Origin of the sequence: Aliiroseovarius sp. (assembly GCF_030148435.1) — a bacterium.
Taxonomy (GTDB): domain Bacteria; phylum Pseudomonadota; class Alphaproteobacteria; order Rhodobacterales; family Rhodobacteraceae; genus JASBTN01.
This window is the reverse complement of sequence record NZ_JASBTN010000009.1, coordinates 1-20,383: the sequence shown is the minus strand read 5'-3', so window position 1 is coordinate 20,383 and position 20,383 is coordinate 1. Positions and strand designations below refer to the sequence as shown.

The window sequence follows — 20,383 nt, the reverse complement described above, 5'->3', positions numbered from 1 at the left end:
GCTGGAAATTCGCAGGTCCATTTCGAGGTTTGAACCCCAATCAGGAGGTCTCTTGGTTGGTAAAAATCGCGACAGATTTGATTTGGAGGCCGCTTGACTTGTCTGCCCAGAATAATGGTCGCGGCGGCGCACAAGTCGTCAGGGAAGACCGTGGTTTCTGCCGGGATCACCTCCGCGCTGGTGGCCCGGGGCCACAAGACTGCAGTGTTCAAGAAGGGGCCGGACTACATAGATCCGATGTGGCTCCGGCTTGCGGCGGGCCGGGCCGCTTACAACCTGGATTTCAACACCATGACCCGGAACGAAATCCGCAGTCTCTTCCAGGGAAAGGCCGCAGGAGCGGACATCAGCCTTATCGAGGCCAACAAGGGGCTCTATGACGGTGTGGCGACTGACGGCAGCGATTCAAATGCGGCACTTGCGAAACTGCTGAGAATTCCAGTGGTCCTGGTGATCGATACCAAAGGTATGACACGCGGGATCGCGCCGCTCCTGCGCGGGTACACAGATTTCGATCCGGAGGTTCGGATTGCCGGAGTCATCCTGAACAAGACCGGCGGCAGCCGCCATGAAGAAAAGCTGCGTCAGGCAGTTGAAACCTATACGGAAATCGAAGTCCTGGGGGCCATCGGCGCGTCTGCCGACCTTGATATTTCCGAGCGACACCTTGGCCTCACGACACCTTCGGATACATCCCGAACGGAGGGGTTCGTCGATCGGGCCGGAACCCGGGTGGCACAGTTTGTTGACGTCGATCGTCTTGTGGATATCGCCGCGTCGGCCATGACGTTTCCGCCTGTGCAATTGGTTGAAGCCCCCCCGCCAAACATGCGGGGCCTGCGAATAGGAATCGCGAGGGATGAAGCCTTTGGTTTCTACTACCCCGACGATCTTGAAGCGTTCGAGGCCGCAGGCGCCGAGCTTGTTCCAGTTGATACAATCCGGGAGTCCTGTTTGCCCGATGTGGACGGGTTGTTCATCGGCGGAGGGTTTCCCGAAGTGCACGCGGCTGCGCTGTCGGCGAACACGTCGATGCGAATGAGCATCCGCAAGGCGCTGGTTTCCGGGCTTCCCACCTATGCCGAATGCGGTGGCTTGATGTATCTTTGCCGGTCACTGGAATGGGAAGGCAAAGTTTATCCGATGGCCGGTTTCTTCGAAGCAGATGCCGTCATGCATGACGTCCCGCAGGGGCGGGGGTACGTTGGCTTCACGACATCGCCTGCTGCTTCCTGGCCCAGCGCACGGGGCGAGCAGCGCGCTCACGAGTTCCACTATGCGCGCCTGGAGAACCTGAAAAACCCGGTGTTCGGGCGAAAAGTTACCCGCGGGCATGGCATCACGGGCCGGTATGATGCGCTGGTACAAGGCAACACCCAAGCGGGGTTCTTCCACTTGAGACACACGGCTCAAACGCCTTGGGTCACGGATTTTCTGGAATTCGTGTCCGCGGCGCGCGAACGCGTCGCGGTGAAATCACGATCGGCGTGAAGTTCAGGAAACCTTGATTTCAAACTTGTAAATGTCGCCTTCGCTGGTCGAGCTCAGAAGGTCGTTTCCGGTTTGCTTGCAGAACGCCGCGAAATCGGCCACTGAACCCGGGTCTGTTGACCGCACTTCCAGCACTTCGCCGGCGCTCATACCCTTGATCGCCTTCTTGGCTCGCAGGATCGGAAGCGGGCAGTTGAGCCCCTCTGCGTTGAGAACTTGGTCAGCCACTTAACATTCTCCCTGATGGTGGTCTGGTTGCGTCAAATGAAGAGGTTGACGTCGGATTTCAGCGCCTTCTCCATGTAGGTCGCTGCGCCACCGATCTCCATTTCGTCGATCATGTCCTCGGCCTTGTATTCGAAAAGGTCCAGGGTCATCTGGCAGCCGATCATTTTTACATCGGACTCAACCGCTGCCTCGCGAAGCTCCTCAATGGATGCGACGCCCTTCTTTTTGATCAGGTTTTTCATCATGGTACCTGCTGCGGCCCCGACACCGGGCAGCATGCCGACGATGTTGGGCATGGCCATGTGACCACCCATCATGGGCATTTCCATCGCTGCGTTGCCGAGCGGCGTGAACTTGAGGTTCAGGTCCTTCTTCAAAAGCGGCAGCCCGTAGAACGTGAAAAACATCGTCACATCGACATCCATCGCGGCCGCTGTCGTTCCAAGGATGAAGGGCGGGTAGGCCCAGTCCAGAGATCCCTTGGTAACGATGATTGACATGCTCTTGGCATTTTCAATGTCTTGCGTATCCAGCATCGCGCCCTCCCAAACACATCTGAATATTTCATATAATACATATCACGAAAAATATATATATCCAACAATTTGTGAGCGGGGTGGGGTCGGGTCTGACCGGGCTGAACGGGGAAGGGGCCGGTCCTGCGTCCTTCCTCCGTTCAGCCGCGTCCCATCGCAGCCCAGAAATGCGCGATGAGGCCACGGCCCAACATGCGCGCAATGCCCCCTGTCAGGACAAGTCCACCGGTGTTCCTTCTGTAAGTGACAGGGTGGCTGCATCCGCCAAAAGCTGGGCTCGAAGGCCGTCATGCAAATTCGGAGAGGGATCTGTTCCGGCCGCGATCGCTTCGATGAAATGGAGCATCTCCGCCTTGTAGGCTGCCGCGTAGCGATCGAGAAAGAAATGCTGCGCCCGAGCGCGGCTGAAACCGGACGCGGTTGCCAATTCCACGGTGGTTTCAAGCACGTTTTCGGCACGGAGCATCCCGCCCGATCCATGCACTTCGATCCGCTGGTCATAGCCATAACTGGCACGGCGCGAGTTCGTGATCTGGCAGATCTTGCCGCTGGTGGTGGTCAGGGTGACGGCTGCTGTGTCAACATCGCCGGCATGCCCGATTTCGGGGTCTACAAGTGCGGAACCGACCGCATAGACGCGCACCAACTCCTCGCCCAACAGGAAACGCGCCATATCCAGGTCGTGGATCATCATGTCGCGGAACAATCCGCCCGAGCCTGCGATGTAGCTGAGCGGCGGCGGTGACGGATCGCGTGACTGGATTGTCACGATCTCGACCTCGCCGATCTGCCCCTGTCGCAACCGTGCTTGCAGGTCGGCGAAGTTCGGATCGAAACGTCGGTTGAAGGCGGTCAGGAAGGGGACAGCGGCGCGCTCGACGACCTTGATACAGTCGCGAATGCGGTCCGCGGACAGATCGACGGGTTTTTCGCAGAAGATGGCCTTGCCCGCGCGGGCGGCGGCCTTGATCAGGTCGTAGTGCGTGTCCGTTGGCGTGCCGATGACTATCGCGTCCACCTCGGGGCTGTTGATCAGTGCCAGAGGCTCCAGAACCTGCGCCGCGCTGCGGTCGGCAAGTGCTTGAGCAGGCTCGGCGAAGGCATCCGCCACTGCAGTCACTTTGGCGCCTTCGATCTGGCTGATGGAGCGCGCGTGAACCTGTCCGATCCTTCCACATCCAAGAAGTCCGATCCGTACCATGTCAGGCTCCCTTGAAGGCTTGCAGGACGCGGCGTGCAGCGGTCACAACCGGGTCGTGGGTTTCTTTCAGTATCTGCACCCGGTCGAAACGCTCCGGGTCTGCGTTCACGGCGTCACGCAGCGCCTGACCGAAGGCCATGCGCAGCTCGGTCCCGATGTTGAACTTGCAGATATTCGAACCACGCGCGAGGTCGGAGCGTTGCGCGACCGGTACCCCCGATCCGCCATGGATCACCAATGGCACCCCGGTCAACGCCTCGATCGCACGAATACGGGCTACATCCAACCCGCCTTGCTTGTCCTGTTGCAGGTGCACGTTGCCCACCGAAATCGCCATTGCATCCACGCCGCTTTCGCGGGCAAACTGCGCAGCCTCCTGCGGGTCGGTGCCGGCGGACCCCTCGCCACCGGAATAGCCGACGAAACCGATCTCGCCTTCGCACGACACCCCGGCCCCATGGGCCATCTCGGCAATCGCGGCGGTTTCGTCGATATTCTGCCGGAGCGGTTTGCGGGAGCCGTCGAACATGACCGAGGTGAACCCGCTGTCGATCGCCTCGCGGCATTCGTCGAACGTATAGCCGTGGTCAAGATGGGCGACGACAGGCACTGACGCCGCTTCGGCCAGATGGCGAAACATCTTGCCCAGCACGGGCAGGGGCGTGTGTTCACGACAGGAGGGTCCGGCCTGCAGGATCACGGGGACATCCTCGGCTTCCGCTGCGGCCACATAGGCGCGCATGTCTTCCCAACCCAGCGTGACCAGCCCTGCCACGGCAAAGCCGTCGCGCAGGGCGGGTTTCAATACATCGGCAAGTGTGACCAGGCTCATTTGAATTTGGCCACCATGTCCATGATGCCGGGGATCGTATGCAGCTGCTCGGCGTGGGTCGGTTGGAAATACTGTTTCAGGCTGCGCTGCGTGAGACCGCCCAGAATGGTGAAGTAATACATCTGGTAGCCCGGCAGGACCGCGCAGGGGTGATAGCCCTTGTCGATGCAGATCGTCGATCCATCCATGATGTGATAGGCATCCCCCGGCGTGTTGTCCTCGCGCTGGAGCATCTGCAGGCCCGAGCCGTAGTTTGGCTTGAAACGAAAGTTGTAGGTCTCGTCGTGGCGGGTTTCGTCCGGCAGGCGATCTGTGTCGTGCTTGTGGGATGGGAAACCCGACCAACCGCCTTCGCCGACTGTATAAAGCTCGCTGACCAGCAGGCGGCCGACCTTTTCATGATGGTTCGCCCCCAGGATATGCTTGATCTTGCGATGGGTCTTGGTGTCGTCGGACCCGTATTGCACCACGTCAAGCGCGTCGGCACGCACATCGAAGGGCTCAAGCACCTTGTCGTATTTCGCACCGGCGATGAAGGTCTCGGTTTCATCGGTCTTGCAGGTGATGCGCACTTTTGCGCCGACCGGCACATAGACCCCTTCGGGTTCACCGTCCCACACGTCATCGGTCCGGTTGCCCAGGTCCGGATAGACTGCGCCCTCCACGTCCACATCCACGGTGCCGGTGGCGGGGACGACGCAGGTCTCATATCCGGGTACGGCGTATTCGAACACTTCGCCGCGCTTCAGCTTGACGATATTGAAGTAGTTCAGGGGCACCAGGTCATGATCGGCGTCCACGATGGGTTTGTTCTTGTTGTCATGGGGCGCAATATGCATTGGGCTCTCCTTTCATTCTGTTGGGCCGGGATGCGAAGCCAGGAAGGCCTCAAGCTCGGCGGTTGTGGGCATGGCATTGGCGCAGCCGGGCTGCGAAACGACGATCGACGCGCAGGCGGAACCGCGCAGAACGGCATCACGCAGGCTGTGACCCGCAGCGATGGAGGCCAGCAGGCCCGCCATGAAACTGTCGCCGGCGCCATTGGGTTTGACGGCGGTAACAGGGTAAATTCCGGTGCGGATTTCCTCCCCGTCAACCAGGGTAATCGCGCCTTCGTGTCCCATCTTGTAGACCACCATGCGCCCCTCGGCCGCCAGGGCACGCGCCTTGTCGAGCCCCTTCTCGATCCCCCCAGCCATGAAGCCGAATTCCTCGTCATTGCCGACGATAAGGTCGCTGGCCTCACCAGCGCGGGTCAGTACCTCGGCGGCAACCTCGGGCGAGGGCCAGCTATAGGGGCGATAGTCGATGTCGAAGATCACCGGCAGCCCCGCCTCGCGGGCCAGGTCGAAGGCACGGAAGGTGGCAGAGCGCGAAGGTTCCGAGGCAAAGACCGTACCCGCGGTGATCAGGGCCGTATAGGCGGAATAATCAACCGCATCCATGTCCGCTTCGGTAACATGAAAATCGGCGGCACCATTGCGATAGATGACGTTCTGGAAGTCCTCGATGCAGCTTTCATAGACCGCCAGCGAGGTGCGCGCCTCGCCCCCGACAGACCGGACATAGCGCGTTTCGACGCCGTAATCCTTCAGCTGGTTCACACAGAACCGGCCCACCGCGTCATTCGAGACCGATGTGACCAGCGCCGCTTCGGACCCCAGTTTCACAAGCCCCGCGCAGATATTGGCCGACGATCCGCCCAGGTCGGCGCGGAAGGTGGTCGCATCCTCGCTTTTCACCCCCACGGGGTCGGCGAACATGTCCATGCCCGCGCGCCCGAAGACAGCAAAACGATTGCCCTTGATACCCTCGGTCAGCCGCATCACACGCCCCTTCTTTGCTTGTCGCGGGAGGATTCCCAATCCACATGGGCCGCTCGCACGGTGTCATCCTCGGTGATATGCGGTGTGCCGACCTCCCACCAGGCGTGGCCCTGAGCGGTCCAGCCCTCGTAGGGGTCCACGTCCATCACGATCACATATGTCTTGTCCGAGGCCTTGGCGCGTTTGAATGCTTCGCCCAGTTCCGCCGGGTTGGAGACCTTCTCGGCCGCCGCCCCCATGGAGGCCGCATGGGCCACGAAATCCACGCCGAAAGGTTCCGGAATGGTCGGGCAGTCCTCCAGAAGGTTGTTGAAACTCTGGTTCCCGGTGTTGTTCTGCAGCTTGTTGATGACCGCAAACCCGCCGTTGTCCATCACCATGACGATCATTTTCTTGCCCGACAGAACGCTGGAATAGATATCCGAGTTCAGCATCATGTAGGAGCCGTCGCCGCAGAAGGTGATCACGTCCTGATCGGGCTCCATCTGCGCCTGGGCGATGCGGGCGCCCCAGGCACCGGCGATTTCGTAGCCCATGCAGGAGAAGCCGAATTCCACGTCCACCGTGCCGACGTCGAGTGTACGCCAGTTGGCCGTCACCTCGGCGGGCAGGCCACCGGCGGCGGCGACCACACGGTCGCGGCTGTCACAAAGCGTGTTCACGACACCGATTGCCTGGGCATAGGAGTTTGGGCCGTTGCCGTATGATACGTTTTCGGCCACGTAATCATCCCAGTTCCTGCGTTCCTTCCTGGCATAGGCAACCCAATCGGCGGGCGCCTTGTAGTCACTGGCCGCGTCCAGTGCGGCGAGACTCAGCCTGGCGTCTCCCACCACCGGCAAAGACATGTGCTTGGCCGCATCGTGGCGCGCGGCGTTCACGGAGACGAACCGTGCATCCATGGCAAAAGCCGTCCACGACCCGGTGGTGAAGTCCTGCAGGCGTGTGCCCACGGCGACGATCACATCGGCTTTTTCCGCCACCGCATTGGCGCTGTCGGAGCCGGTCACGCCGATGGGGCCGATGTTCAGCGGATGGGTCGCCAGCATGTTGGCACGACCGGCGATGGTTTCGACCACCGGGATCTGATGGGTTTCGGCGAAGGTGGTCAGCTCTTCCACCGCACGGGAATACTGCACACCGCCCCCCGCGATGATCATCGGACGCTCGGCCCGGGCCAGCGCGGCAACCGCGTCCGCGATCTCGGCCTCGTCCGGAGACTGACGGCGAATGCGATGCACCTTCTTCTCGAAGAACTTGACCGGGTAGTCATAGGTCCACCCCTGCACGTCCTGCGGCAGGCCGATGAAAGCCGGGCCGCAATCCGCCGGATCCAGCAGGGTGGCGATGGCGGCGGGCAGCGACTGGATCACCTGCGCCGGATGGCAGATGCGATCCCAATAGCGGCTGACCGGCTTGAACGCGTCATTCACGCCAAAGGTCGGATCGTTGAAATTCTCCATCTGTTGCAGCACCGGGTCCGGCAGGCGGGTCAGGAACGTATCGCCGCAAAGCATCAGCATCGGCAGGCGATTCGCATGGGCCAGCCCGGCGGCTGTCACCAGGTTCGCGGTGCCGGGCCCGGCGCTTGCCGTGCAGAACATGAAACGCTGGCGCAGCCAGGCCTTGGCGTAGCCTGCCGCGGCGAATCCCATGCTCTGTTCATTCTGCCCGCGATAGAGCGGCAGCTCTTCGCGCACCGTGTTCAACGCCTCGCCCAGGCAGGTCACATTGCCATGGCCAAAAATGCCGAAACCGCCGCCACACAGGCGCATTTCCTTTCCGTCGATTTCGATGAACTGGTTGGTAAGCCAACGAATAATCGCCTGCGCAGTGGTGAGGCGGATGGTGTCGGTCTGTGTGGTCATGTCTGCGGGCTCCCCCGGATTTTTCGGCGCCATGCCGAATGCAGCTTGCGAGTTTTCGATTCACACGATACAGTTTTTGCAACCGGTTGCAAACAGTTTTCAAAATGGAGGGCGGATCGCATGTCAGAAATTGGCATCGGCATTCTTGGCGGCGGCTACATGGGCAAGGCCCATTCCGTGGCCATGGCCTCGGTCGGCGCGGTGTTCAACACCACGCTGCGGCCCCGGCTGGAAATGATCTGCGCCTCGTCATCGGACAGCGCCGAACGCTACCGGCGCGCCTATGGATTCGCCCGGGCTACCGATGACTGGCAAACCTTGGTGAACGACCCGCTGATCGACGCCGTGGTCATTGCCACACCGCAGGAGCTCCACCGCCAGATCGCCGAAGCAGCCCTTGCCCTGGGCAAACCGGTTTTTTGCGAAAAACCCTTGGGAGCCTCGCTGGAGGACAGTGCGGCCATGGTCACGGCAGCCCGGGACTCCGGTGTCGCCAACATGGTCGGCTTCAACTATATCCGCACCCCCGCCAGCCAGTACGCCCGCGCTCTGATTGCTGGGGGTGAGATCGGCGAGATCACCTGGTTCCGCGGCGAACATACCGAGGACTTTTATGCCGATCCCCAGGCCCCCGCGACCTGGCGCACCAGCGGCATGGCGAACGGTACGATGGGTGATCTCGCTCCGCATATGATCAACGGAGCGCTGGCCCTGATGGGTCCGATCGCGCGGGTCATGGCCGAAGTTGAAACCGTTCACAAAAATCGACCCGGTGGCAAGGTGACAAATGACGACCACGCCCAGATGATGGTGAGGTTCGAAAACGGCGCCATGGGGGCCATGTATTTCAGCAGGATCGCGACCGGGCGAAAGATGGGCTATGCCTATGAAATTACGGGCACAAAAGGGGCGATCCGATTTGATCAAGAGGATCAGAACGCATTGTGGCTCTATCGCATGGCCGATCCCGACGCGGAGCGCGGCTTTCGAAAGATCCTGACCGGCCCGGCCCACCCGGATTATGAACCCTTCTGCCAGGGCCCCGGTCACGGCACCGGCTACCAGGACCAGATCATCATCGAGGCGCGCGACTTCCTGCGCGCCATCGAGACCGGCGAAGCGGTGTGGCCCACCTTTCGCGACGGGCATGAGGTGAACAGGGTGATCGCGGCGGGGCTGGGCTCCGCCAGGGATCAGGCTTGGAAGAATATCAACGATTACTGAGCATCGGAGACGAAACGGATGAGCATCAGAATTGGCAATGCGCCCTGTTCCTGGGGCGTGGAGTTCGCGGGCGATCCGCGCAATCCGACCTGGCAGAAAGTGCTGAAGGACTGCGCCGCTGCGGGCTACAAGGGGATCGAGCTTGGACCCGTTGGGTTCATGCCCGAAGACCCGGTGGAACTGGGTGAGGGGCTGGCCGAACATGACCTGACGCTGATTGGCGGCGTGGTGTTCCGCCCCTATCACGACCCGAAGGCCTGGGACGACGTGCTGGATGCCACCCACCGCACCGCACGTTCGTTGCAGGCGCATGGAGCCCGGCACCTGGTTCTGATCGACTCGATCAGCCCGCGCCGTGCGCCCACTGCAGGGCGGGCGGCAGAGGCCGAACAGATGGACAAAGCTGAATGGCAGGCCTATCGCGACCGGATTGCCGAAAGCGCCCGCATCGGGACCGAAGAATACGGCTTGACCGTGGGTATCCACGCCCATGCCGCGGGGTTCATGGATTTCGAACCCGAGCTGGAGCGCCTGTTGAATGAGGTGGACGAAAACCTCCTGAAGATATGCTTCGATACCGGCCACCATTCCTATGCGGGTTTCGATCCGGTTGCCTTCATGAAACGGCACGTGGGGCGGATTTCCTACATGCATTTCAAGGATATCGACCCGAAGGTGAAGGCGGATGTCATCGCCAGTCGCACCGGTTTCTATGACGCCTGCGGGCAGGGGATCTTTTGCAACCTCGGCGAGGGTGACGTGGACTTTCCCGCCGTGCGCCAGGTGCTGCTGGACGCCAAGTTCGAGGGCTGGTGCACGGTCGAACAGGACTGCGATCCGACGCTCGACCCGGACCCGCTGGGCGATGCGGGGAAAAACCGCGAATACCTTGAATCGATTGGCTTCAACTGAGGAGATCCGAGCCATGGCAAAACTGAAATGGGGCATGATCGGCGGGGGTGAAGGCAGCCAGATCGGACCGGCCCACCGCCTGGGCGCTCTGGCCGATGGGCATTTCGAGCTGGCCGCCGGTGCGTTGGATCACCGGCCCGAGGCAGGGCGCGAATATGCGCAGCGTCTTGGGGTGGCCGCTGACCGTGCATATGGCGACTGGACGGAAATGCTGGCGGGCGAAAGGGACCGCGACGACCGGATTGATCTTGTCACCGTCGCTACCCCCAACTCGACACATTTCGAGATCACCAAGGCCTTTCTTGAAGCCGGGTTCAACGTGCTTTGCGAAAAGCCGATGACGATGACCGTCGAAGAAGGCGAAGAGATCGTCCGCGTGGCCGAGCAAACCGGCAAGATCTGCGCGGTGAATTATTGCTACTCGGCCTATCCGATGGTCCGGCAGGCCCGTGCAATGGTCAAGGCAGGTGAGATCGGCAAGGTGCGGCTGGTGGTGACAGCCTTCAGCCATGGCCACCACGGCGACGCGACGGATGCGGATAATCCACGGGTCCGTTGGCGCTATGACCCTGAAATGGCGGGGGTTTCCGGGCAATTCGCCGATTGCGGCATTCATGCGTTGCACATGGCCAGCTTCATTGCCAACGACGAGGTCGAGACCCTGTCGGCCGACTTCGCTTCGACCGTTGCCAGTCGTGAACTGGAGGACGATGCGATGGTCAATTTCCGCACCGCAGGCGGGACTGTCGGGCGTCTCTGGACCTCGTCGGTTGCGATCGGTCGGCAGCATGGCTTTGACATTCAGGTATTCGGTGAAACGGGCGGTCTGCGTTGGGCTTCGGAGCAACCGAACCAGTTGATCTATACTCCGGTCGGGGCGCGCACCCAGATCATCGAGAAGGGGGAGGGTGGTCTGCACGCGGATGCCGAGCGCCTGTCGCGAGTTGCCATCGCACACCCTGAGGGATTTCCCTTGGCGGTGGCCAACATATACTGCGATCTGGCTGACGCGATCCGTGGCGAGACACGCGACGGCCTGCCCGGTGCCGCGGATGGCGTGCGTTCGATGGCGGCAGTCCACACGGCGGTGGCCTCGGCCAAAAATGGCGGCGCCTGGATGGACGCACGGCCGTCTATCTTCCGCTAACGCGCGCAAGCAATTGATTTGAAAACCGGGTTGGCGCCCGGTTTCCATTCTTTTAGGCTGCGCGCCAAATATTTGATTTTAAAGCAAAACCAGAATCCGACTTCGCCGCTGGCCGCTGCTAACCGCTGACGGGTTTCAGCGTCCCGCGCTCCACCACGGAACAAGGGAAAATCCGTGCCTCGGGCAGGCGATCAGGGTCGTCCAACATGGCCACCATCAGCTCGATCGACGAGGTGATGATCTGGCGGATCGGCTGGTGGATGGTGGTCAGGTTGATGTTTTCCCACCGGGCCATCTCCATGTCGTTGAGCCCGATGATGCCAATGTCGTCGGGCACCTGCAGGCCGCTGTCTTCGATTGCGGAGAGCGCTCCGATTGACAGCACATCGTCGCCACAGAAATAGGCCTGTGCTAGCGCCTGCGCCTGCGCCGTTTTCAGAAGGCGCGTCATCTCGCGTCGACCAGCATCGAAGGAATAGGCTTCAGCAAAAGAATAGGTGGTTTTGATCTGTGGGTGAGTTGCCATTTCGGACATGAAGCCGGAGTAGCGGTCCTGGGTCGAGGTTGCGGATTCGGGGCCGCCAAGGAAGGCAACATGGGTATGGCCGCGCGCCACCAGTTCACGGGCCGCCATGCGACCACATTCAACGTTGTTGATCCCCACCACGTGAACCTGCGGCGTGGCCGATGATCGCCCGAAAGCGTGGACTACCGGGAGCCCGGCATCGCGAAACGCCTTTGAGAAACCCGAGGGCAGGGTGGAGGAGGCGACGACGACTCCGTCAACTGAATATTGCCGCATCATACGGACGGAGTTTTCGGGATCGACCTCATTCGAAAGGTTTACCAGCAAGGGCCGCAATCCGCAGTCCTGAAGCCCGCGGGTGAACAGATCAAAGACCTGCAGGAAGATCGGGTTGTGGAAGTTGTTCGAAATCAGCCCGATCAGCTTGGTGCGTCCCGTGGTCAGCGACGAGGCCAGCGCGTTGGGGCTGTAGCCCAGTTCTTTTGCGGCCTTCTCGACCTTGCGCCGCGTTTTGTCAGAAACAGAGGCACCTTCCGTGAATGTGCGGGACACTGCGGAGCGTGACACCCCCGCGCGCTCTGCAACCTCTTTCAATGTGACGGCCATTATTTGCTGGTCCTCGCGTGCCTGTGTGCTCCTTTTAGCGTGTTTTCCGCTTGGATGCAGCATGAAACGAAGTCATTCATATTGCAACCGGTTGCAAAATGGCCTTGGGTATGCTTTAAGCTGAGTCGGACCGTGGCTCCTTTGTCGCGGCTTCGTCCAAAAAGTGAAACTGGGAGGATCACATGACATCACTGGTAAAGAAACTGGCGCTTGCAACCGCGGTCGCAGCTGCGCCGTTTGTCGCCGCGACCACGGCGTCTGCGGAAGGTGAGAAGTATATTCTTGTCAGCCATGCACCTGATAGCGACAGCTGGTGGAATACCATCAAGAACGGCCTCGCGCTTGCTGGCGAGCAGATGGGTGTGGAAGTCGAATACCGCAACCCGCCGTCCGGCGACCTTGCCGACATGGCGCGGATCATCGAACAGGCCGCGGCTTCCGGTCCGAACGGTATCATCACGACACTGGCAGACCCCGACATTCTGGAAGGCCCGATCAGGGCGGCCGTGGACAGCGGTGTTGACGTCATCATCATGAACACCGGTTCGCCGGAAAAGGCCCGTGAGGTCGGTGCGCTGATGTATGTGGGCCAGCCGGAGTATGACGCCGGTTATGCGGCCGGTCTGCGCGCCAAGGCCGACGGTGTCGGGTCATTTCTCTGTGTGAACCACTATATCGTTCAGCCGTCGTCGCAAGAGCGCTGCCAGGGTTTTGCTGACGGCCTGGGTATCGAGCTTGGAACCCAGATGATCGACGCCGGTCAGGACCCGGGCGAGATCAAGAACCGCGTGCTGGCCTATCTGTCCGCCAACCCGGACACCGACGCGGTGCTGACCCTCGGCCCGACCTCCGCCGACCCGACCCTTCTGGCACTGGACGAGAACGGCATGGCCGGTGACATCTACTTCGGCACCTTCGATCTGGGCGGCGAAATCGTCAAAGGCATCAAGTCGGGCGTTATCCAGTGGGGTATCGACCAGCAGCCCTTCCTGCAGGCCTATCTGCCGGTGGTCGTGATGACCAATTACCACCGCTACGGTGTTCTTCCCGGCAACAACATCAACTCCGGTCCCGGCTTCGTCACCGCTGACGGCCTGGCCAAAATCGAAGAACTCGCGGGCGAATACCGCTGATCTTCGCGGTCGGGGGCGCCGCGCGGGCGGCGCCCCCCTTGTTTCCGAACTCCTGAAACCCTTTTCTCACGGGGAGATGTCGCATGGCTAACGCGGCCCCACCCACGGCACAAACCGACGAACGCATCAAGGAAATATCTTCGTTCCGCAAAGCGTTGATCCGGCCCGAACTGGGCGGAATCGTTGGCACCATCGCCGTGTTCACCTTCTTTCTGCTGTTTGCTTTCGACAGCGGCATGTTCAACAGCCGGGGGGTGCTGAACTGGTCCGTCGTCTCGGCGCAGTTCATGATCATCGCCGTGGGCGCCTGTCTTCTGATGATTGCTGGTGAGTTCGACCTGTCGGTAGGGTCAATGATAGGTTTCGCGGGGATGATGATCGCGATCTTCTCGGTCACGCTTGGATGGCCGGTCTGGATGGCTATCCTCGTGACCTTTGCCATGAGCGTGTCAATCGGCGCGCTTAATGGCTGGATCGTGGTCCGAACGGGCCTTCCCAGCTTTATCGTGACACTCGCCTTCCTCTTCATCCTGCGCGGTTTCACCATCTTCCTGCCGCAGGTGATCGAACGCAAAACGATCATTGGCGGCGTCAAGGACGCAGCCGAGGGCGACTGGCTGGCGCCCATCTTCGGCGGCAAGATCCTGCAGGGGCTGTTTACCTGGCTGGGCGAGGCCGGTCTGATCGCCACATTCGAGCGTGGCACCCGAGCCGGTCAACCGGTCGTGGACGGGGTTCCAATGCTGATCGTCTGGGCGATCGTGCTGATTGTATTTGGCCATGTGCTTTTGACCAAGACCAAGTTCGGCAACTGGATTTTCGCTTCGGGCGGAGATGCCGAAGCCGCGCGCAACTCCGGTGTGCCGGTCAACCGGGTCAAAGTCCTGATGTTCATGTTCACCGCCTTCTGTGCCACCGTCTTTGCCGTCTGTCAGGTGATGGAATTCGGCTCCGCCGGTGCCGATCGTGGCCTGCTGAAAGAATTCGAGGCCATCATCGCCGTGGTCATCGGCGGCGCGCTACTGACGGGCGGCTACGGCTCGGTCCTGGGGGCCGCTCTGGGCGCACTGATCTTCGGCGTGGTCCAGCAGGGCCTGTTCTTTGCCGGCGTCGAAAGCTCTCTGTTCCGGGTTTTCCTGGGCGTGATCCTGCTGGGCGCCGTGATCCTGAACACCTATATCCGTCGCATAATCACTGGGGAGCGCTGAGATGAATCCCGAACACGCACCCATCATCCAGATGAAAAACATCGAGAAGCATTTCGGCAGCGTCATCGCGCTGGCAGGCGTCTCGCTGGAGGTCTTCCCGGGCGAATGCCATTGCCTGCTGGGCGACAATGGCGCCGGCAAGTCGACCTTCATCAAGACCATGTCCGGTGTGCATCAACCGACCCATGGCGAAATCTTCTTCGAAGGTGAACCGATGAGCTTCGCCGATCCGCGTGACGCCATCGCAGCAGGGATTGCCACCGTGCACCAGCACCTGGCGATGATCCCGCTGATGTCGGTCAGCCGCAACTTCTTCATGGGCAACGAACCGGTCAAGAAGATCGGCCCGTTCAGCTTCTTCGACCACGAGAACGCAAACCGTGTGACCATGGAAGAGATGCGCAAGATGGGCATCAACCTGCGTGGTCCCGACCAGGCGGTCGGCACCCTGTCGGGTGGCGAGCGTCAGACTGTCGCCATCGCCCGTGCGGTGCATTTCGGCGCCAAGGTGCTGATCCTGGACGAACCGACCTCGGCACTGGGCGTGCGCCAGACGGCAAATGTGCTGGCCACCATCGACAAGGTGCGAAAACAGGGTATCGCGGTGGTCTTCATCACCCACAACGTGCGTCACGCGCTGGCAGTGGGCGACCGGTTCACCGTGCTCAATCGCGGCCAGACCCTGGGCACCGCGCAGCGCGGGCAGATCACGCCGGACGAATTGCAGGACATGATGGCTGGCGGGCAGGAACTGGTTGCTCTGGAGGGCAGCCTGGGCGGCACCGTTTAGGGGCTTGATGGCGGCCCTGCCCAGTTCGCGAAATGACAGGGGGCGGGGCTGCCGAGTTCCGCCTTCCCGGCCCCGGGCTCAAAACCGGCCCCGGGCCCATCCCTCCGGCAGTCATGCTCTGTGTCAGCCGTGTGTCCATCAGGTTTTGGTAGGCCAAATTTGGTCTGTTGCTTGCTTGCAAACTCCGTCGGCAAAGGGGGCAGAGGCTTCGGGCCTGCCTCTGCGGGCAACGACGTCCCGACGAAGAGTGCGTGAACATCAACGCCGAACGGCGTTTCCTTGTCGATTCTGAAAGCAACCTTGTCCGAAACGACAACGGCAAAGCCCTTTGTATTCCCCGCTAATGCCCGGGTAATGCAAGGGGAGTCCGCATGCGATATTCCGCTCTGAGATTGATCAAGGAGAGCCTGACCGGCCACAAGGGCTGGCAGCCGCAATGGCGTGATCCGGCCCCGCAGGCCGCCTACGACTATGTCATCATCGGCGGGGGCGGCCATGGGTTGGCCACCGCCTATTACCTGGCCAGGCAGTTCGGCGGGCAGCGGATCGCAGTGCTGGAAAAGGGCTGGATCGGTGGCGGCAATGTGGGGCGCAATACGACGATCATTCGTTCAAACTACATGCTGGATGGCAACGAACCCTTCTATGAGTTCTCGATGAAACTCTGGGAAGGGCTGGAGCAGGAGCTGAACTACAACGCGATGGTCAGCCAGCGCGGGATCCTGAACCTGGTGCACACGGACGCCCAGCGTGATGCGGCACGCAGGCGCGGCAATGCAATGATCCTGAACGGGTCCGATGCCGAGCTGCTGGACACCGGGGGCGTGCGGGCGATGTATCCGTTCCTGAACTTCAAGGACGCGCGGTTCCCGATCAAGGGCGGGCTTTTGCATCGGCGCGGCGGCACCGTGCGCCACGACGCGGTGGCCTGGGGCTATGCGCGCGGGGCCGACATGCGCGGCGTGGACATCATCCAGAACTGCGAAGTGACCGGGTTTCATATCGAAGGTAGCACCTGCCTGGGGGTTGAGACCACGCGCGGTTTCATAGGCGCGAAGAAGGTCGGCGTCTCGGTCGCTGGCAGCTCCAGCCGGGTCATGGCAATGGCGGGCATGCGCCTGCCGATCGAAAGCCACGTGCTGCAGGCATTCGTCTCCGAGGGGCTGAAACCCTTCATCCCCGGGGTGATCACCTACGGGGCCGGGCATTTCTATTGCAGCCAGTCCGACAAGGGCGGTCTGGTCTTTGGCGGTGATCTGGACATGTACAACTCCTATGCCCAGCGCGGAAACCTGCCGGTGGTCGAGGATGTGGTGGAAAGCGGCATGTCGCTGATCCCGGCGCTGGGCCGCGCCCGTCTGCTGCGCGGCTGGGGCGGCATCATGGACATGTCGATGGACGGATCGCCCTTCATCGACAAGACCCATATCGAAGGGCTCTATTTCAACGGAGGCTGGTGCTACGGCGGGTTCAAGGCCACGCCGGCGGCGGGCTACTGCTTTGCCCACCTGCTGAAAACCGACCGCCCGCACGAGACCGCCACCGCCTATCGCCTGGACCGGTTCCTGACCGGTCACATGATCGACGAAAAGGGCCAGGGCGCGCAGCCCAACCTGCATTGACGGCCACCCCGTCCTGATCTCCCTGCGACATGAGGAACCGACCCGATGATCATCAACCACCCCCTTCTGGGCCCGCGCGACGCGCAGGAGTTTACCTATCTGGGCGACGCAAGCCTGATGAACCGGCCCGACTGGCAGGCCGAGGGCGCGGCGAAGGCGTTCCACGACTACCTCTACCTGCGTGACAACCCGGCAGGAGAGCACCGGGAATTGTGGTTCCACGAGCAGGGCGACCGCTCCTGGCTGGTGGTGACGCGCAACACCGTGACCCACGAAATCCTGAGGGTGGAGCTGGCCCGCGACGTGGCCCTGGCCGAACCTGCGCTGGAGGCTGCGCAATGACCCAGACGAACCGCCTGCCCGGGGGGCTGATCGACCGGTCCACCGCGCTGAATTTCACCTTCGACGGCAAAACCTACCCCGGCCACCCGGGCGACACGCTCGCCTCTGCCCTCCTGGCCAATGGTGTGCGCCTGATGGGGCGCTCGTTCAAATACCACCGCCCGCGTGGGCCGCTGAGCGCGGGCAGTGAAGAGCCCAATGCCCTGGTCGAACTGCGCTCGGGTGGGCGGCAGGAGCCCAACACCCGTGCCACGGTGGCCGAGATTTTCGACGGGTTCGAAGCCAATTCGCAAAACCGCTGGCCCTCGCTGGAACGCGACATGATGGCGGTCAACGACCGGTTCTCGAACTTTCTGATCGCGGGTTTCTATTACAAGACTTTCATGTGGCCCAGGGCCTTGTGGGAAAAGCTCTACGAACCGGTGATCCGCAGGGCCGCAGGGCTTGGCAGCCTGACGGGCGAGCCCGACCCGGACGCCTATGACAAGGGTTTCCTGCATTGCGACCTGCTGGTGATCGGGGCGGGGCCCGCGGGTCTGGCCGCTGCCCTGACGGCAGGCCGCGCCGGTGCGCAGGTCATTCTGGCGGATGAGGATTTCCTGCTGGGCGGCCGCCTTCTGTCAGAAACGCACGGCCTGGGCGGCATGTCCGGTGCTGATTGGGCCACACAGGTGCAGGCCGAGCTTGCGGCGATGGGCAATGTGCGGGTGATGCCACGCACCACCATTTTCGGCGCCTACGATCACGGTATCTATGGCGCGGTGGAACGCAATGCCGACCACCTGATCGCGCCCGCCGCAGGCAAGCCACGCCAGACGCTCTGGCGCATCTATTCGAAACGTGCGCTGGTTGCGACCGGTGCCATCGAACGGCCCATTGCCTTCGAAAACAATGATCGCCCCGGCGTGATGCTGGCCGGAGCCACGCGGGCCTATGTCAACCGCTGGGCCGCCACACCGGCGCAGAGCGTGGTGGTCTTTGCCAACAATGATGACGCCCACAGGACCGCCCGTGACCTGATCGCCAAGGGGGTAGATGTGCCCGCCGTGATCGACATCCGCCCGGATACGCCCGGCATGGAGGGCACCGAAGTGCTGGCCGGTGCACGAATTGCCGACACCAAGGGACGCCTGGGCCTGACGTCGGTCACGGTGCGGCTGGCAACCGGCCGGACTCGCGTGATCCGCTGCGGGGCGCTGGCCATGTCCGGCGGCTGGAATCCGAACCTGGGCCTGACCTGCCACCAGCGCGGGCGCCCGGTCTGGGATGCCAGCATCCATGCCTTCGTGCCCGGAGGCGGTCTGCCTGTTGGCCAGTCGGTCGCCGGTGCCGCGAAAGGCGAGATGACCACCGCCGGGGCTTTGTCCGGCGGCGCGCAGGGCGCGGTGGAGGCGCTTGCCGACCTGGGTATCACGGCCACGGTTCCCGACCTGCCCGAGGCCGAGGATGCGCCTGTCGCGCTCACCCCCTTCTGGCATGTCAAAGGCGCCAAACGCGCCTGGCTCGACTTCCAGAACGACGTTACCGTCAAGGATGTGAACCTGGCCCAACAGGAAGGCTTCACCTCTGTCGAGCACCTGAAGCGCTACACCACGCTGGGTATGGCGACGGATCAGGGCAAGACCTCGAACATGGGCGCGCTGGCGGTGATGGCCGAGCTGACCGGCAAGTCTATCCCGCAAACCGGCACCACCATCTTCCGCCCGCCCTATACGCCAGTGGCGATGGGCGCGCTGGCGGGCAGGGCGGTGGGCAAGGAGTTCCACACGACCCGCCTGACGCCCAGCCACAAATGGGCCAGCGAACAGGGCGCGGTCTTTGTCGAGGTCGGCAACTGGCTGCGCGCACAGTGGTTCCCGCGCCCCGGCGAGTCCCATTGGCGTCAATCCGTGGACCGCGAGGTGCTTCAGACCCGAAAGTCGGTTGGCATCTGCGACGTCACCACCTTGGGCAAGATCGACGTGCAGGGGGCGGATGCCGCCGCGTTCCTGAACAAGATCTACGCCAACGGCTTCGCCAAGCTGCCGGTGGGCAAGGTGCGCTATGGCCTCATGCTGCGCGAAGATGGCATTGCCTTTGACGATGGCACGGCGGCCCGCCTGGCCGAGGACCATTTCGTCGTCACGACCACCACCGCAAATGCGGTTCCGGTCTATCGCAACATGGAGTTTGCGCGGCAATGCCTCTGGCCCGAACTGGACGTGCAGTTGATCTCGACCACCGAGGCCTGGGCGCAATACGCCGTCGCCGGTCCGAACGCGCGCAGGCTGCTTGAGAAGATCGTTGACCCCGAACATGACATCTCGAACGAGGCGTTCCCCTTCATGGCCTGCGGAGAAATCTCCGTTTGCGGTGGTTGCCGGGCGCGGCTGTTCCGCATCTCGTTTTCCGGGGAGCTCGCCTATGAAATCGCCGTGCCGACCCGCTATGGCGACGCGCTGATGCGCGAGATGATGGCGGCGGGAGAGGCGTTCGGCGTGGTGCCCTATGGCACAGAGGCGCTTGGTGTGATGCGGATCGAAAAGGGCCACGCGGCAGGCAATGAATTGAACGGTACCACCACCGCGCTGAACCTGGGCCTGGGGCGCATGGTGTCGAAGAAAAAGGACTGTATCGGCAATATCCTGTCCGAGCGGCCCGGGTTGAACGGCGACGATGCGCTGAACCTCGTGGGCCTGCGTCCGGTGGACGCCGGGCAGCACGTGCCGGCCGGCGGGCACCTGATGGCGGCAACCGGCCCCGTCGATGCCGCCCATGACCAGGGATATGTTACCTCAGCGGCCTATTCGCCGATCCTGGAAAGCTCGATCGGGTTGGGTTTCGTCAAAGGCGGGTTCGACCGCATGGGTGAGCACCTGCGCCTTGTAAACCCCTTGGAGAGACAGGAAATC

At 62.0% G+C, this 20,383-nt stretch carries 18 protein-coding genes; 10 read left to right on the top strand and 8 right to left on the bottom strand.

Annotated elements, in window-relative coordinates; translation table 11 throughout:
- Positions 1–114 precede the first annotated feature (114 nt).
- Entirely contained in the window at positions 115–1,491 is a 1,377-nt protein-coding gene (locus Q1V43_RS02140; RefSeq protein WP_300513451.1) for a cobyrinate a,c-diamide synthase, read from the top strand.
- Positions 1,492–1,494: 3 nt separating this feature from the next.
- Here Q1V43_RS02140 and Q1V43_RS02135 read toward each other — a convergent pair whose 3' ends face one another.
- From Q1V43_RS02135 to iolD, 7 genes are all read right to left on the bottom strand, one after another.
- Positions 1,495–1,719: a sulfurtransferase TusA family protein gene (locus Q1V43_RS02135; RefSeq protein ID WP_300513449.1), complete on the bottom strand. Its 225-nt coding sequence runs from the start codon at positions 1,717–1,719 to the stop codon at positions 1,495–1,497.
- 32 nt (positions 1,720–1,751) lie between these two features.
- Positions 1,752–2,255 carry a DsrE/DsrF/DrsH-like family protein gene (locus Q1V43_RS02130; RefSeq protein ID WP_300513447.1) on the bottom strand — a complete coding sequence of 168 codons (504 nt, stop codon included), beginning with the start codon at positions 2,253–2,255 and terminating at the stop codon, positions 1,752–1,754.
- 211 nt (positions 2,256–2,466) lie between these two features.
- The gene (iolG, locus tag Q1V43_RS02125; protein ID WP_300513445.1) at positions 2,467–3,456 is read right to left on the bottom strand and encodes an inositol 2-dehydrogenase; all 990 of its coding nucleotides are present in this window, start codon (positions 3,454–3,456) and stop codon (positions 2,467–2,469) included.
- Between the two features lies 1 nt (position 3,457).
- A complete protein-coding gene (locus Q1V43_RS02120) occupies positions 3,458–4,288 on the bottom strand; it encodes a class II fructose-bisphosphate aldolase (protein ID WP_300513443.1) in 831 nt (276 codons plus the stop codon).
- Positions 4,285–5,127, bottom strand: a complete 843-nt coding sequence (locus Q1V43_RS02115) for a 5-deoxy-glucuronate isomerase (RefSeq protein ID WP_300513442.1) — start codon at positions 5,125–5,127, stop codon at positions 4,285–4,287. Before Q1V43_RS02115 ends, Q1V43_RS02120 begins: the two co-directional genes overlap by 4 nt.
- A gap of 12 nt (positions 5,128–5,139) precedes the next feature.
- The gene (gene iolC, locus Q1V43_RS02110) at positions 5,140–6,114 is read right to left on the bottom strand and encodes a 5-dehydro-2-deoxygluconokinase (protein WP_300513440.1); all 975 of its coding nucleotides are present in this window, start codon (positions 6,112–6,114) and stop codon (positions 5,140–5,142) included.
- On the bottom strand, positions 6,114–7,982 hold the full coding sequence (iolD, locus tag Q1V43_RS02105; protein WP_300513438.1) for a 3D-(3,5/4)-trihydroxycyclohexane-1,2-dione acylhydrolase (decyclizing): 1,869 nt from the start codon (positions 7,980–7,982) through the stop codon (positions 6,114–6,116). Before iolD ends, iolC begins: the two co-directional genes overlap by 1 nt.
- Positions 7,983–8,102: 120 nt before the next feature.
- Between iolD and Q1V43_RS02100 the strand changes: the two genes are divergently transcribed.
- From Q1V43_RS02100 to Q1V43_RS02090, 3 genes are read left to right on the top strand one after another with little or no spacing between them, the layout of a single operon-like run.
- The gene (locus Q1V43_RS02100) at positions 8,103–9,206 is read left to right on the top strand and encodes a Gfo/Idh/MocA family oxidoreductase (RefSeq protein WP_300513436.1); all 1,104 of its coding nucleotides are present in this window, start codon (positions 8,103–8,105) and stop codon (positions 9,204–9,206) included.
- Between the two features lie 18 nt (positions 9,207–9,224).
- Entirely contained in the window at positions 9,225–10,118 is an 894-nt protein-coding gene (locus tag Q1V43_RS02095; RefSeq protein WP_300513434.1) for a TIM barrel protein, read from the top strand.
- A 13-nt stretch (positions 10,119–10,131) separates the two neighbouring features.
- On the top strand, positions 10,132–11,265 hold the full coding sequence (locus Q1V43_RS02090; protein WP_300513431.1) for a Gfo/Idh/MocA family oxidoreductase: 1,134 nt from the start codon (positions 10,132–10,134) through the stop codon (positions 11,263–11,265).
- Between the two features lie 118 nt (positions 11,266–11,383).
- Here the strand turns inward: Q1V43_RS02090 and Q1V43_RS02085 are convergent, their stop codons facing one another.
- Positions 11,384–12,397 (bottom strand): LacI family DNA-binding transcriptional regulator, encoded by a 1,014-nt coding sequence (locus tag Q1V43_RS02085; protein WP_300513429.1) that lies wholly within the window; start codon positions 12,395–12,397, stop codon positions 11,384–11,386.
- Between the two features lie 182 nt (positions 12,398–12,579).
- On the opposite strand from Q1V43_RS02085, the gene Q1V43_RS02080 reads away from it, so the two are divergent.
- The 6 genes from Q1V43_RS02080 to Q1V43_RS02055 all read left to right on the top strand — a co-directional run.
- Positions 12,580–13,530 (top strand): sugar ABC transporter substrate-binding protein, encoded by a 951-nt coding sequence (locus tag Q1V43_RS02080; protein ID WP_300513427.1) that lies wholly within the window; start codon positions 12,580–12,582, stop codon positions 13,528–13,530.
- Positions 13,531–13,613: 83 nt separating this feature from the next.
- Positions 13,614–14,738: an ABC transporter permease gene (locus Q1V43_RS02075; RefSeq protein WP_300513425.1), complete on the top strand. Its 1,125-nt coding sequence runs from the start codon at positions 13,614–13,616 to the stop codon at positions 14,736–14,738.
- A 1-nt stretch (position 14,739) separates the two neighbouring features.
- On the top strand, positions 14,740–15,528 hold the full coding sequence (locus Q1V43_RS02070; protein WP_300513423.1) for an ATP-binding cassette domain-containing protein: 789 nt from the start codon (positions 14,740–14,742) through the stop codon (positions 15,526–15,528).
- A gap of 371 nt (positions 15,529–15,899) precedes the next feature.
- Positions 15,900–17,150 carry a sarcosine oxidase subunit beta family protein gene (locus tag Q1V43_RS02065; RefSeq protein ID WP_300513421.1) on the top strand — a complete coding sequence of 417 codons (1,251 nt, stop codon included), beginning with the start codon at positions 15,900–15,902 and terminating at the stop codon, positions 17,148–17,150.
- A gap of 45 nt (positions 17,151–17,195) precedes the next feature.
- On the top strand, positions 17,196–17,492 hold the full coding sequence (locus tag Q1V43_RS02060; RefSeq protein WP_300513419.1) for a sarcosine oxidase subunit delta: 297 nt from the start codon (positions 17,196–17,198) through the stop codon (positions 17,490–17,492).
- Positions 17,489–20,383, top strand: a 2,895-nt coding sequence (locus Q1V43_RS02055) for a sarcosine oxidase subunit alpha family protein (protein ID WP_300513417.1), incomplete at its 3' end; no start/stop codon positions are given. The genes Q1V43_RS02060 and Q1V43_RS02055, both read left to right, overlap by 4 nt.